At 56.7% G+C, this 13,249-nt stretch carries 8 protein-coding genes and 5 pseudogenes; 6 read left to right on the top strand and 7 right to left on the bottom strand.

Annotated features, from left to right (window positions below; genetic code table 11):
* Positions 1–79: 79 nt before the first annotated feature.
* Positions 80–283, top strand: a pseudogene (locus tag LC343_RS25400) (hypothetical protein); the annotation flags it as partial.
* Here LC343_RS25400 and LC343_RS23385 read toward each other — a convergent pair.
* From LC343_RS23385 to LC343_RS23375, 3 genes and pseudogenes are all read right to left on the bottom strand, one after another.
* Positions 194–453, bottom strand: a pseudogene (locus LC343_RS23385) (transposase); the annotation flags it as partial. The pseudogenes LC343_RS25400 and LC343_RS23385 sit on opposite strands and share 90 nt — an antisense overlap.
* A 78-nt stretch (positions 454–531) precedes the next feature.
* The gene (locus tag LC343_RS23380; RefSeq protein WP_223479568.1) at positions 532–2,511 is read right to left on the bottom strand and encodes a M23 family metallopeptidase; all 1,980 of its coding nucleotides are present in this window, start codon (positions 2,509–2,511) and stop codon (positions 532–534) included.
* Between the two features lie 858 nt (positions 2,512–3,369).
* Positions 3,370–3,542 (bottom strand): annotated as a pseudogene (locus LC343_RS23375) (transposase); the annotation flags it as partial.
* A gap of 263 nt (positions 3,543–3,805) precedes the next feature.
* On the opposite strand from LC343_RS23375, the gene LC343_RS23370 reads away from it, so the two are divergent.
* On the top strand, positions 3,806–5,110 hold the full coding sequence (locus LC343_RS23370; protein WP_223479567.1) for a cytochrome b: 1,305 nt from the start codon (positions 3,806–3,808) through the stop codon (positions 5,108–5,110).
* Between the two features lie 226 nt (positions 5,111–5,336).
* Positions 5,337–5,951, top strand: a complete 615-nt coding sequence (locus LC343_RS23365) for a universal stress protein (RefSeq protein WP_223479566.1) — start codon at positions 5,337–5,339, stop codon at positions 5,949–5,951.
* A gap of 92 nt (positions 5,952–6,043) precedes the next feature.
* Here LC343_RS23365 and lspA read toward each other — a convergent pair whose 3' ends face one another.
* A complete protein-coding gene (lspA, locus tag LC343_RS23360; protein ID WP_223479565.1) occupies positions 6,044–6,547 on the bottom strand; it encodes a signal peptidase II in 504 nt (167 codons plus the stop codon).
* Positions 6,548–6,743: 196 nt separating this feature from the next.
* On the opposite strand from lspA, the gene LC343_RS23355 reads away from it, so the two are divergent.
* Positions 6,744–7,346 (top strand): transglutaminase-like cysteine peptidase, encoded by a 603-nt coding sequence (locus LC343_RS23355; RefSeq protein ID WP_428982657.1) that lies wholly within the window; start codon positions 6,744–6,746, stop codon positions 7,344–7,346.
* On the opposite strand, the gene lnt is transcribed toward LC343_RS23355, so the two are convergent.
* Together lnt and LC343_RS23345 are read right to left on the bottom strand one after the other, a co-directional pair.
* Positions 7,330–8,844, bottom strand: a complete 1,515-nt coding sequence (lnt, locus tag LC343_RS23350) for an apolipoprotein N-acyltransferase (RefSeq protein ID WP_223479564.1) — start codon at positions 8,842–8,844, stop codon at positions 7,330–7,332. The genes LC343_RS23355 and lnt overlap by 17 nt on opposite strands.
* A gap of 91 nt (positions 8,845–8,935) precedes the next feature.
* Positions 8,936–9,664 (bottom strand): cytochrome c biogenesis CcdA family protein, encoded by a 729-nt coding sequence (locus tag LC343_RS23345; protein WP_223479563.1) that lies wholly within the window; start codon positions 9,662–9,664, stop codon positions 8,936–8,938.
* Positions 9,665–9,866: 202 nt separating this feature from the next.
* Between LC343_RS23345 and LC343_RS23340 the strand changes: the two genes are divergently transcribed.
* Together LC343_RS23340 and LC343_RS23335 are read left to right on the top strand one after the other, a co-directional pair.
* Positions 9,867–11,018, top strand: a complete 1,152-nt coding sequence (locus LC343_RS23340) for a cell wall hydrolase (RefSeq protein ID WP_223479562.1) — start codon at positions 9,867–9,869, stop codon at positions 11,016–11,018.
* 298 nt (positions 11,019–11,316) lie between these two features.
* A pseudogene (locus LC343_RS23335) lies at positions 11,317–12,201 on the top strand (IS3 family transposase); the annotation flags it as partial.
* 13 nt (positions 12,202–12,214) lie between these two features.
* Here the strand turns inward: LC343_RS23335 and LC343_RS23330 are convergent.
* A pseudogene (locus tag LC343_RS23330) lies at positions 12,215–13,216 on the bottom strand (IS110 family RNA-guided transposase); the annotation flags it as partial.
* Between the last annotated feature and the right edge of the window lie 33 nt (positions 13,217–13,249).

Here is a 13,249-nt window from a genome sequence, read left to right as displayed (position 1 = left end):
ACATCTTCCAGCCTGACGAATGCGACAACTACTTCAGATCGTGCGGATATGACCCAGAATGATCGGAAAACGCTCTAGTCAGAACATTACCACAGCCCTCGGGCTCAAGGCAGTGTTCCTCATCACTTCTGTGATTGGCGTCACCGGTCTCTGGATCGCGATCCTCGCCGATACCGGAGCGACGGTAAACCGCCCCGCGAGCGGCCCAGAGCCTGGGCTTCGTGACGGTGGCATCAATTACCCGCCATTCCAGATTGGGATCGGATTCAATTGCCTCGAATAATTGATCGAGCACGCCCTGCTCAAGCCACCTGTAATAAAGCTGTTTGGCCATTTGATAGGGACTGAACCGCTCCTCAGGCAAATCACGCCAGCGCGCAACCGACCGCGCCCGCCACCTGACAACAGATTGATCTTTTCCCATTGATCGTCGCGAAGAACCTCGCCATCCATCGCTGACAACCAAAAGCCACTGTTGAGTCTGATTTGGCGATCTCCGGGAATCCCCAAAGCTCAAAGTGTCACTACAGCCTAGAGATTTTGACTGTCGATCGTTGTGTAGGGGCTGAGCGATTTCTCGTCTTCCAGCAAGCTGTCAATTCGCCTTCTCTCGACAAGGAATGCCGTCAATTCGGACCCTGTGAGCCCTCTTCGCGATGGAAGGCGGACGCGCATCGGGTCAACTTTCTTTCCGTTTATGATAAGTTCATAGTGAAGGTGATTTCCAGTCGATTGACCGGTTGATCCTGCATATCCGATAATCTGACCTTGGTAAACGCGTGCTCCGGGAACCACACCGTCTGCAAATTTGCTTTGGTGGTTGAAAGTGGTCTGGTAGCCATTGGCGTGGCGGATAACGGTTTGGCGCCCGTAACCGCCATTCCATCCGGCACGATCAACAGTTCCGTCTCCAGGCGCAATAATTGGTGTGCCTCTCGGTGCAGCCCAGTCGACTCCAGTATGTGGACGTACATATCCGAGTATAGGATGGCGTCGGTTGCCGAAACCTGATGTGAACCGGCCGGAGGGAATAGGATTTCTTAGCAAAAATTGACGGGTAGCGCGTCCTTTTTCATCGAAATATTCAACGGTACCATCAGCCATCTGAAAACGATAGAAACGGTGAGTGTTACCGCCAATCCTCGCTTCGACATATAACAGCCGAGAATTGCTCGTAGCCCTGTCGTTCTCATCAGGCTGGGAGTATAAGACTTCAATCTGGTCACCCAGATCGGTAGGTGCTCGAAAATCGACATTGGGGGAAAGCAGTTGTACAAGTTGACGCGTGATCGGATCCGTCAACCCATGGGAGAGGCTGGCGCTGTAGATTCCGTCATATAGGGTTGGCGCCTGAACCGGCGTTTTTGCCAGATGCCTGCTGCGGCCCTGAAATACCTCAGACAAGGCGGAGTTGGGCTCGGGCTCATAGCCGCGGACATATTGCCTCCTGTCATCAAGTGCTACCGTCCCCACGTGTTTACCTCCTCTGTACACGCTGGCGCGAACAGCTTGGCCGGTCCGGCCCCGCGACTCGATTCCCAATCTCATGAGATCGCCCGCTTGCAGAGTCGCGGTGCCGAGCGTTTCGACAAGCGCTTCAATTAAGTCTTCTGAGACAAGCCCGACATAGCCTCCCTCTTCAAATACTTCAGCTATTCCGCGGACTGACTGAACAGTAAGAATATCTTCCGAATAGCTCGATTTTTGAGCTACCCTAATAGTTTGCTTGGCGATCGACACGTTCTGTTCCACGATCCGGACACTGGCACTCGCATCGAAGGCTGCCGAGTCGCCGCCGACGACAACGCGCTCGGGACTGGTGTAGTGGAGGGGCGCAATTTCCACGTTGCCGAGACTGATAGAGTTGGAGAGCCCGCGCACCACGATTTCGACGTCCTCGGAAGAAGGTGCGCTTGTAGTATCAAAATCAGCGGGTTCGAGCGGAAAATCTACTGTTCTCAGCCGGACAACGCTATCGACATTCGCACCATAAATGGCACCGCCGAACGAAGTGTTCTTCGCTGGCTCCTCCTCGGCAAATATCATCAAAGGATCAAAAGGAGGGTAAGTGTTATCAGCGGCGTGGCCTGTGGCTAGGGACATTTTCATCTGCACGAAAGGCTTCATCGCGATCACATCGACATCGCCAAACTTTGTGATCGTCGACACATCAATCCGGCGCCTCTCCGATGAATTCTTCCGGGCACGTGTAGGGTTCAGCCGATTTGTCTTTTTGGCAACCGGTCCATCGGAATTCGTCGCAGATCGTTCTGAACCGAGGAGTTCGGGCGCCGCCACCACTAGTTCGCGGTTGTCGAAAGCAGCGAACAAGGCCGTTCCCATCAACATGCTGGAGGTAATACCTGTAAGGAATGTACCACTCAACCATCGAGCTGATACGTCGCGCCGATCAATAGTTTTAGATCTGGCCCCAACCAACAGAGGCGGTTCGTTTCCGATCTGCGCGATAATACATTCAGTAGACTGCCCTTTAGAAAATTCATCGCTCACTGGTCGGAACCGGTCTTCCACGATCGGTCGTAGATCATACTGAGTTATCACATTCACCGAAGGCACGTTCGACCGCAGCGTCGCAGGTGGATTACTGCTAAACAAAGCGATCAACTTGCCAATGAAAGTGAGAATCGAGACCCTCATTAGCATCGTCCGTTCGTGATTTCTTCATAAGCCCGTGATCTTGAAAGCATCAATTTTTGGAGGGTGGGTTCTACCTACCGTTCGACACCGAGAGGCCCGACGGAACTTAGGCGTTATTAGACCTGCAAATGACGCCATTGCCAGCAGTTGCGACAACTCTTTATCCGGAATCGCCGAACTACGCACCAGCTTGCTGTATAACGGCAAGCAAAAAGGCCAGCGAAAAACACCATCTTGACCTCGACGTTGTATTCGCGGTGCTGTTTGCATAACCAGAGCTGCAATCAATCGACAGGCCACAGGCGAAGCACGATATCATCATCCGGTTCGCTCCTTAGGTGCTTGACGAAGCTATGGCCCGGGCGCGCAGATCGCGCTCCCCGGCGAAACGACCAATTCCGTCGACAGATACTGCCGGGCTCATCGCTTTATGTCGACTTTCAGTGAGCGGTGTTGTCCACTAAGGAGCCCTTTACTCGCTCAACGCTGCGCAGCATCCGCAACACCCTCTTGATTGTACCGGCGCAAAGGGCGTTATTTCTTCCCTTGATCCTGAACTCAAGAATGCTAGCCATACCCATCAATAATTCCTCTGCACGACGATGGTGCCCAATCTGAAACCTGAGGCTCCTAGAGGGTCAATAGCTACCGGGGAAAAACCTCGGAATCGCCCCATTTGTCCATGACGCAGACTCATCATTTCCGATCCATAGGCGGATTGCAGCGCTCGGGGATATCGGCCAAGGGCGAGCCTGTCCGCAACCGCCAGTAAATGCCGTTCAGCATTTTACGATCATCGACCCGCGGCCACGGGGATTGTCTGGAAGCAACGGTTCAATGATCGACCATTCGAAATTGGTCAGCTCGTAGCGGCATTGAGACATCGCTAACTCCTCTCGAAGCTTGGATCACTCTTCGCCGCGCATCGCTACCCGTTCATGAGTGTGTGGCCTAGCGATCTGCCGCGCTAGTAATCCGGCTAGGTTCCTTTGATAGTTGCGGTCGCGCGATACTGCGACTCCCGGATATCTGTCATCAGGCAGCCATTTTGTCGCATGTAAACGGCGGCAACCGAGGTTGAACCTCAATCAACCTGAGATGTTATGGAGGAGCACTATGATTCAATCGACAGCCGAGAGCGAAGTAGATGCCGCGAGCGCCATCAGTGTATATCCCTAAAACAGGGCTTGGGCGATGGATCGATGCGCGAATGCCGCTTCCCCGGTTGATCCACGGCTCCTTTATCTCCTATCCAGTCCCTCGCAATCTCAATTATCTTTACACGCTTGGTGGTATACTGACTCTGATGCTCGGCCTTCAGATCCTCACGGGTGTTGTCCTCGCCATGCACTACAGCGCGAACACGGCGACCGCATTCAACTCCGTTGAGAATATCATGCGCGACGTCAATTCGGGGTGGCTGCTCCGGTATCTCCATTCAAATGGCGCATCGTTCTTCTTTATCGCAGTCTACATCCACATATTCCGAGGGCTATACTACGGGTCATACAAAGCACCTCGCGAGCTTCTCTGGATATTGGGCTGCATCATATACCTGCTGATGATGGCGGCGGCGTTCATGGGGTACGTGCTTCCGTGGGGCCAGATGAGTTTCTGGGGCGCTACCGTCATCACCGGCTTCTTCACGGCGATACCCCTTGTGGGAGAGTGGATACAGCAACTGCTTCTCGGCGGTTTCGCTGTCGATAATCCCACACTGAACCGATTTTTCGCACTGCATTATCTGCTTCCGTTCATGATTGCAGGTGTTGTGGTGCTCCATGTCTGGGCGTTGCACGTTACGGGTCAAACCAATCCGACAGGCATCGAAGTCAAGCACGAGACAGATACCCTGCCATTTACGCCATACGCAACCGTGAAGGATGCATTTGGAGCCATAGTGTTTCTAATAGTGTTCGCGTATTTCGTCTTTTACATACCAAACTACTTAGGGCACCCAGACAACTACGTTGAGGCCGACTCTCTCAAGACGCCGGCGAAGATCGTCCCGGAATGGTACTTTCTTCCATTCTATGCGATCCTCCGCGCCGTGACGTTCAACATCGGACCGATCGACTCTAAGCTGGGGGGTGTCCTGGCAATGTTTGGAGCAATCGCGGTGCTCTTCTTCGTGCCATGGCTTGACACATCGAAAGTTCGATCCGCAGTGTATCGCCCATGGTATAAGGTATCTCTGTGGATGTTTGCTGCGAATGCCCTTTTTTTGGGATGGCTCGGAGCCAAACCGGCAGATGGCATATATGTCGTGTTGATGCAGCTATCGACGGGCATCTATTTCGGCTTTTTTTTGGTGGCGATGCCGGTGCTGGGGTTAATCGAGACACCTCGAAGGTTGCCCAACTCGATCACCGAAGCGGTGCTGTCCGCAACTGCGCGGAAACCTGGCGGCGCTTCTAGACAGGGTGGGGAACGCAAGCCAGCAGACCAATGAGCATGTTTGGTGAACAGGCCATAGGAGCTCTACCGTGACGGACTTCCGCGAAATCGTTGTCGATGCATGTCCGCGGAGCAACCTAACCAGGACACTCAAATTCGTACGCGAGATGGCCAAGGCATTCGACGCCAGAGTTTTCGTCGCTTCCTACGCATGGCCGAAAACGTCGATGAAGGATGTCTTGGCTCCGAACGTATTCTAGGCCGAAGAGCAGACCAGATTGATGGAACGCATGTTGGTAACCAGTCGGAACATCGTCGACAAGGTGTTAGGCGCCGAATCTGAGCAGGTCCACTGGTGTTCGGGAATTGGCGAACCTACCGCTGCAATGAAAGCGCACCTCCTGACCGCAGACTTACTGATCACGGATTCATCCGATGAAGACGAAAGCGTGTTGCCGAACCCGGCTCACGTCGCCCTTGGTTCCGGCGTGCCCGTGCTGCGCCTGGGGCGCTCGGTTGCGAACGCTCGCTTCCCCCGCATTCTGGTCGCTTGGAAGGACACCGCGCAAGCCCGACGCGCGGCTCATGATGCCCTCCCTCTGCTTGTCCGCGCCGAAAGTGTTTCCGTCGTCGGGGTCGGCGATGAGGTTTCGAGCGAACGGCTCGATGCTGTTGCGACGCACCTGCGTTCCCATGGCGCAAAGGCGCAATATTTGCACGTTTCCAACACCGCAGGAGACGCGTGCTCAAGCTTGCTTGATCAGGCCGGTAGGGAGGGATCCGACCTGATTGTGACTGGCGTTTTCGGACGCAACTCACTCGCCGAACGCGTCTTTGGGGGCGTAACCACAGAAATGCTGAAGAGCAACGAAATCTGCTGGTTCATAGCGCACTGACTTTGGATTCAGGTTTGCATCTCATCACTGACCATCAGGGCGGCGTGAGCTGTCGCACAAGCGTTCGACCCCAATCGTAGTGCGCAACAGCCTCATCCCGCAGGTCGCCCGGGTGCGGAGCGGAAAGAATCAGCAATCAAAATTGCCGCTCCAACGACAATCGCGATATCAGCAGTATTGAATGTCGGCCAATGCCAGGCACCTAAATGAAGATCGATGAAATCAGTAACAGCGCCTTGCCGCATTCGGTCGTAGATATTCCCGCTCGCACCTCCCGTTATTAGTCCCAGCGCCATGGTATGGCCGTTGGTCTTTGCATAAAGCATCCAAACAAATAGAAACCCGACTACGAGCGATGTCAGGAATGACAGCGAAGAGGGAGAGCTGGAAAAATAACCGGACAGGATTCCGAAGCTGATCCCCGTATTGTAAGAAAGCACAATATTGAGAAATGCAGTTATATAAATATCTCTTGGCGGTTGCATGATAATCTCGACGACTGCAAGCTTGGACAGTTGATCGATCGAGAACGCGAACGCCACGCAAGCGAGACCGAGGAGCACTCGAGTTGAATTTGCGGATCGCTTCACGGTCATCCTCCGTCACGTTAGGGAATGAGAGCTTCGTCGCTCTAGCTGCTTGAGCTTCAATTTCCGGCCGGCAGCTTCCTGTGGAAAGCTAGGGGCATGGATCGACACTTCACGAAGTCGTGGCCCGCCCATAATGGACGCGGGCCGCACGAGCCGTTAAGGGTTCGGTAATATCGGTTAAAATCGGACGGGGGATCGGGGAGTGACCACTCGAAAGTCGATCGCTGCTTTATGTGCGGTGGCCGCTTGGACGTTTAGCGCCGGCAGTGCATGGGCCCACCCGTCCGCGATGATGACAGGAAGCCTCACATCGCAACCGATCGGACACTATGAGTTCTGCAAGCGCAACGCTTCAGAATGCTCAATTCGCACCCGCGACGTGACGCCGCTGAAGATGTCGACGGAGCTCCTCGGGCGTCTGAAGAAGCTCACGGTCACCATGAATCAGGCCATTAAGCCGAAAAGCGACCTCGAGCTGTATGGCAAGGAAGAATACTGGACCTATCCCGTAGATGCGGGGGACTGCGAGGACTATGCGCTAGCGAAGCGCCGCGTCCTGATGGAAGACGGCATCTCAGCATCCAACCTGCTCCTGACTGTGCTGCGACGCCCGAACGGCGATGGGCATGCGGTGCTGACCGTTCGAACCGACGGGGGAGACATTGTTCTCGACAATCTCACTGACACGGTTTTGAACTGGGATGAAACCGGATACACCTACCTGAAGCGACAAGCGATCGATCATACCGGTCGATGGGTTTCGATACGAGACGGGGACACGCCGCTGGTCAGCTCCGTTCACTAGGGGCCACAGCAACTCCTGCGGTTTGCCGTGATCGTCGTCGGGTGACCGCGCCAACGGCAATGAGCAGCGCTATGGACACTACGACCGGAATGTTTCCGGCGCGGCGGAATAGTGTCTCAGTAGGCGCTGGTGCGGGTAATGGACCATTAATAACCCCGCTGACGTTCAGGGGAAGCATCTCCCTCACCCGACCATAGCTGTCGACGATCGCGCTGACACCGCTGTTGGCCACCCGGATGAGCGGCAGACCCGCCTCAAGCGTCCTCGCTCGCGCGGCAAGGAAATGCTGGTAGGGTCCCGCGGACATGCCAAACCACGCGTCATTCGTGATGTTCAGGATCCACCCTGCTCGGTCGTCGCCCGAACGTGGAAATATTGCCTCATAGCAGATCAAGACCCTCGCGGCGGGCAATCCGACAAGCTGGATCGGTGCGCTGCTCTCACCCGGAATGTAGTCGATATCGCCGACAGTCATTTTCATGGCGCCGAGAACCCTCTTGAAAGGGGTGAATTCACCGAAGGGCACCAATCGCCTCTTGTCGTAGGCTGCAACGACGCCCCCCATCTCATCGAGTGCGAGAACGCTGTTCAGCAGGGCAGGATCATCAGCGCGACGCGCAGGAGCTTCCCTGACCGCCCCGAAGAGAAGCAGGCCCCCGGTCGGTACGCTGGCGGTGAGGGCTGGATGGATGTTGCGACCAGCTTCAAACAGGACAGGATACGCCGTTTCGGGCCAGACTACGTAGCGTGGCCGATCGCTTTCACCGGACGTACTGAGCGCCAGAAGTTTGTCGAGGATTGCGTTCGCTTGGCCAGCCTCCCATTTCTGGTTTTGCGGGATGTTCGGCTGGACGATCCGAAGGCGTTGTCCATTTTCCCCGATGTCGGCCGCGGCCAGGCGCATCGCCCCGCCAGTCCATAGAGCGGCGAAAGCGATCGTTGGCACCAGGATCAGAAGGAGTGCCGCGGACCGACGGCCCAGCTTGCACTTCTCGGTGATCAGGAGTGGCAAGACCGCCAGGAGAACTGTCAGAAGCCCGAGGCCATAGATGCCCGTGACCGAAATGGCCTGAAGAACTTCATCGCTGAATCCCCATGCGTATCCAATGAGATTCCAGGGGAACCCCGTCAGTATGGCGCCGCGGGCCATCTCCGCGATGGACCACGTGGCCGGGAGGACAAAGAATGTACCTGGTCCCGATCCGCCGAGATAGCGAGCAGTCATAGCCGCGGATGCCGGAAACAAAGCCAGCAACGCCGAAAGAGCTGTCACCGCGGGCCAGGCCAGCATTCCAAATTGTTCGGCTTCGACCGCGAAGCTCTCGGTGATCCAGCTCAGGCCAACGATGAATTGACACAGGCCGAAGGCCCATCCTGCGACGAATGCAGCCAGGACGCTTGGGCTGTGGCGTGTCAGAAAGGCGAACGCGGCAAGACCCAAATATGCGAGAGGAAAGACGAAATAGGGTGCGAACCCCAGACCGCTCAGGCCGCCCATCGTGACTGCAATGGTGACGCAGTAACGATAGCGCCACTTGATCCGCGAAATCGGATCGGTTCCAGTTCGTCGTGGATGGTGCCGCACCGGGCTAACCGATGTAGCCCAGGCCCGGAAAGCGCTCGAGCAGCCAGAATGCGATCAGCGAGAGACGGCCTGTCATCATCAATATTCCCATAGCGATCATGATGCCGCCGGCAAGCACGTTGAGGATATGGCCGGCATATCGCATGCGCTTGAACCCGGCCGCGACGCTGCTGAAGGCGACCGCAACTATCAAAAAGGGGATTCCTAGCCCGACGCTATAGGCTGCGAGGAGAACTGCACCGCTTCCGGCAGATACCGCCGCAAGGGTAAGGATCGAGCCGAGCACCGGGCCAATGCACGGCGTCCATCCAAACGCGAATGTAAGTCCAAGCGTATAGGCCCCGACTGGGCCCGATATCGTCTGCGGCCCCGGCAGTCTGAAATCTCTAAGGAGCGCCGGTATCTTGATCAGTCCTGTCATCACAAGGCCGAAACAGATGAGCAGCGCCCCACCAAGGAGATTTGCCTCGACACTATACCGCAGGAGAATGCCGCCGAACGCCTGTGCGCCAAGCCCAAGCATCACGAAGACGGTGGAGAACCCGGCTATGAAAAATAGCGCTGACCAGACAACCTTGATGCGATCGGCGAGCCGCTTGGACGCAGGATCGACGCCGCTGGATACGAACGAAAGATAGCCCGGCACGAGCGGGAGAACGCATGGTGAAACGAATGATATGGCACCCGCCAAAATGGCCGTGAGAAGTCCGACGGCTGAGACATCGATCGCCAAGGCTGTCGTCCTTCCTCTGTCGACTGCAATCCCCGATTCACCCCATTTGTGTGTCGGTATAAATGCTCAAGCGACATGAGGTTCAATGGGAGCCTGGATAAGCCTGCCGTGACATTGCGACGCGCAGTCGCAGTAGAGTTAACTTTACATCAAGGTTAACAATCGATTCTCCTTCTGCGTGGGGCATCCGGAGAATGAGATATTGCGGTCCAAACCGAAAGCCGCTTTCGAGCGACGATCATCGAACGGCCATCGGCGTGTGCTCGCGATTCTCGGCGCAAGTTGGTTCGTGTTCGGCTTCGCATCGCCCACGGGGATCCAGGGCACCAAATCCGAGTTGGGAATCGCTCCCATGCCGGATCGCTGGGCGGTATATGTCGAGCAGGCCGACACCTGCTCTCATGTGAAGGATCTCCGGCTGCCCAGTGCCGCTATTCCTGGCGATGACGAAAACCTGGATCTGGTGCTCGGCGGTCAACGGGTCAATTTGCGGGCGGATCGAGAGGTTTCTTCCACGTCCCAGCGGGTGGTTGAAGAAGCGAAGAAACCACGTCTGGTCAGCGTAGCGTATCGGAAAAACCTGGAGACCGCCGTTGGAGAACAGGCGTTGGCTTCGCGGCTACTTTCGTCGGGGACCGACGCGTCATACTTTCTGCGGGGCTTTTCAAAACAGGCAGATCCCGAAATGGTGGCGGGCCTGTCTACGTTTCATAGCCCAGCAGACGACCGTCTGGCCGGTGTGCCGGCGGCGCTCGCCGACCTGGTCAACAACGATGGCGCCGACATCCTGGCCACGGCCTACGCCCCAAAGGATGAATTCCATGCGTCTTCCAATGCCTTCGCGGCTTTACTCGGCACCGACGAGACAGCCGGTCGCTTCGTTCCGCCCACTATGGAAGGTGACCACGATTGGATGAAGCAGCCTTTACCGGAATCCGTCTTCTCGACAGCCGAGCAAAAGTGCCTTGCCACCGCAATTTTTTTCGAGGCTCGGGGCGAAGAGGTGAGGGGGCAGGCCGCTGTCGCGCAAGTCATTCTCAATCGGGTGCGCAACCCTGCATATCCAGCAAGCGCCTGCGACGTAGTTTATCAAAATGACAGCTGGATCAACAAATGCCAGTTTTCCTTTGCCTGCGACGGCATTCCGGATGTCATTACAGATCGACGGGCGTATCGTCTAGCTAAGGACGTGGCCATGGCAGTCACGGGCGGGAAGATATTCTTACCCGAGGTGGCGTCATCGACCCATTACTACGCCACCTACGTCAGCCCGCGTTGGGCTCGCTCCATGGAGCGCATGACCCAAATCGGTTCTCATATTTTTTTACGCACATTTGGCGGGGGGTGGAGTTAGATCATTGTTAGGGACTATTGGTACGAAATCCCCAGTCGAGCGTAAGAGAACTTTTGTAATGTGGCTGTTGGCACCAGCCTGGCTGACGATACTTATCGCAACGCAGCCGGAAGGCTTTGAAACGCTGGGCTACAGCCTGATCGAGTTTCTCGGATTCTTCCTAGTGTTTGCTGCCGTTCTCGGAAGGCTCTGGTGCACTCTATATATTGGAGGTCGGAAAGATCTTGACCTGAGCCCCCCAAACTTCCTCCAGATTTTGGTAGAGTCTGCCACGACACGGAGGCGGACGAATTAAGCGTTCACGGAAGAACAGATTATCGGGATATTGAAGGAGCAGGAGGCGGGCGCGAAGACAGCCGATGTCTGCCGCAAGCACGGCATCTCGGATGCAGCCTTCTACAAATACAAGGCAAAGTATGGCGGCATGGAGGTGTCCGACGCGCGCAAGCCGAAGGCCCTGGAAGATGAGAACGCAAAACTCAAGAAGCTTCTCGCCGAGAGCATGCTGGACAATGCGATCCTGAAGGATGTCGCTTCAAAAAAATGGTGACGCCCGATGTGAAGCGGGATGCGGTGACTCATGTCTGTGCACAGCACGGGGTGAGCCAGCGTCGGGCGGGCGAGGTTCTGTCGGTGGACCGGTCGAGCATGCGATATCGCAGCGTGCGGCCATTCGGGAGGCGATGAAGAAGCTGGCTTCCGAGCGCCGCCGTTTCGGCTATCGCCGCATCCACGTCATGTTCGGCCGGCAGGGGATCGTCATGAACCTGAAGAAGCTACGACGTCTCTATCGGGAGGAGAGTTGACGGTTCGCAAGCGGAGCGGCCGCAAACGAGCCTTGGGGACGAGACGCCCTCTGGCTCTGCCGTCGCGTCCTAACGAGCGCTGGAGCCTAGACTTCGTCAGCGATGCCTTCACCGATGGCCGCCGCTTTCGGGTGCTGGCTGTCGTCGACGACTTCACCCGTGAATGCCTTTGCCTGGTCGCAGACACATCCCTGTCAGGCGCAAGGCTTGCCCGCGAGCAGGAAAGCCTCATCACCAAACGGGGGAAGCCGAGGACAACTGTCTCGGACAACGGCACGGAGATGACCAGTATGGCCATCCTCAAATGGTGCCAGGAAACTCAAGTCGAATGGCACTACATCGCCCCCGGCAAGCCGATGCAAACGGATGTTGTTGAATAGCCCCTTCTGCTCACGGAGCGGGCTTTTCCACCGCCTTTCTCCCCTTCGGTCGGGGTCGCCATCGCGAGGTGAGGTCGGTGTACGCTGCTTCGGCCCTCTCCACCCTGGATCTCTCCTCGGCTCGCTTGGCGGGGATGTTGTAGTCGTAAGCCGTGCCTCGACGTGCGTGCCTCGTCGGCAGGCCGGCGCGCAGCTCGGCCGTCCTGAACTTGCGGGCGAGCAAGGCCGGCCGGGCCCAGATGTAATCGGCATCCTTGCTCAGCATGTGCCAGATAATCATAGCGAGCTTGCGCGCGGTAGCGACTGCCGCGATGTACTTCCCGCGACGCGATGCGATCCGCCTGTAAAAGGCGCGCAGTGGTCCCGGCGAGCGCGCCGCCGCCCATGCCGCTTCGACTAGCATCCCCCGCGTATGGCCACGACCCTGCTTTGTGATGCGGCCATGATAAGCGGGCCCCTCACCAGACTGCCTCACGCTCGGGTTGAGGCCCAGATAGGCCACGAGCTTCTGCGGATCGCTGAACCGCCGGATGTCGCCGATTGCTGCGGCAACGCTTGCGGCGACGGTGACGTCGATGCCGGGCAACGTCATCAGGCGACGGATTGTGGGGTCGTGAAGGGCCTGCGCGGCGATATCCGCCTCGACGACAGTCAATGCCTCGGTGATCTGGCCAATCAGAGCCAGGTGGCGATCAATGGCGACCCTCTCGTCTTCAGGCAGTGTTTGCTTGGCGAGCCATTTGCGCCCACTGATACCCACGAGATTGCCGTGCGGACATGGCGGGATCAGGTGTGCATGAAGTATGGACTGGATCAGATTCTTCAGCCGGGACCGTTGCCGCACCAGTTGTGTCCGTCGCGTGACTTGTCTTCGCAGAGCGAGTGTCTCCGGGTCAGGGACCCAGACCTCCGGCAGGAAGCCCGAGGCATAGAGCTTGGCCAGGACGGATGCGTCGATCGTGTCGGTCTTCACCTTCGCATGGGCTATCATGTGCACCTGCTTCGGATGGGAGTGTCAGGAATTTCGTGTTTGGGCGGCGGTTTG

Origin of the sequence: Oricola indica, assembly GCF_019966595.1 — a bacterium.
Classification (GTDB): domain Bacteria; phylum Pseudomonadota; class Alphaproteobacteria; order Rhizobiales; family Rhizobiaceae; genus Oricola; species Oricola indica.
Note: the sequence above shows the minus strand (reverse complement) of the source record. Positions and strands in the feature narration are given on the sequence as shown.

Coding starts and splice junctions, on each gene's coding strand:
- LC343_RS23370 (WP_223479567.1), top strand. CDS start 3,806: ATGCCGCGAGCGCCATCAGTGTATATCCCTAAAACAGGGCTTGGGCGA.
- lnt (WP_223479564.1), bottom strand. CDS start 8,844: ATGGGCGGCCTGAGCGGTCTGGGGTTCGCACCCTATTTCGTCTTTCCT.
- LC343_RS23365 (WP_223479566.1), top strand. CDS start 5,337: ATGGAACGCATGTTGGTAACCAGTCGGAACATCGTCGACAAGGTGTTA.
- lspA (WP_223479565.1), bottom strand. CDS start 6,547: ATGACCGTGAAGCGATCCGCAAATTCAACTCGAGTGCTCCTCGGTCTC.